This window comes from Cupriavidus sp. 21MJTG02-4, assembly GCF_057798975.1.
In genome coordinates, this window is the sequence record NZ_JBYOJP010000058.1 from 1 (window position 1) to 786 (window position 786).

1 pseudogene is annotated in these 786 nt (G+C 63.0%); it reads right to left on the reverse strand.

The annotated features are described in order from the left end of the window. Nucleotides 1-629 (reverse strand): annotated as a pseudogene (istA, locus tag AC3FKH_RS34475) (IS21-like element ISRme9 family transposase); the annotation flags it as partial. Nucleotides 630-786 lie beyond the last annotated feature (157 nt).

Consider the following 786-nt stretch of genomic DNA (forward strand, 5'->3'; position numbering starts at 1 on the left):
GGCACGCCGCCGGCGTATTCCATCGCGCAGACCATTCCCCCGATCCAGTCGGCGGTGGTCTGCCCCCGGGTGGCGCATGCGTATGTGTAATTCGACGCGCCCAGCACAGCGACGAAGATGCTGGCTTCGAAGGCAAGGCCGCCCTCGGCATCCAGAATCGGCACCATCTGACCGGCGAAGTCAGCAAACAGCTTTTCGCCGGCGCGGTGCTGCTGGCGCATCGACCGCTTGAGCGTCGCTGCCCAGTCCCGGTAACGGCAGCAGAACTGCGTGTATTGGTAAATGGGGACCCCGGGATTCGCCTCCAGGTATTCCTCCCACAGCAACTGCAGTGTCACGCCCTTGCGGCGCAACTCGCGATGCAGATAGGGGAAGTCCGGCGTCACCCGCCCGCCCGGGCTGTTGGCCGGCTTCTGCGCGCCGAACAGCCGCTGCTCCAGCGTATCTTCGTTCAGGCTGTCCGCCTGCGGCCAATCCAGTCCCGCTGCCTTCGCCATTGCCGCGTACTGCGAAACGGCGCCAACACTCACACCTGTCGCCCTAGCGATCTGCCGGTGCGAAAGGCCACACGCCCACTTCAGGCGAAGCACTTCCTTGATTTTGCGCATGGTCATCCGGTTGGCCGGCATCAGCTTGCTTCCTTGAAAAAAGGAAGCAGCGTATCGCCGGCGTTCTAGTCCATGCGCAGTCCCACCCCTAACCCTTGCTCGGCCCCATTACGGTGCGTGATCACCCATTTCGGCTGCTTGATCACCCATTTCGGCAACGTGATCACTCGTTTCGGGA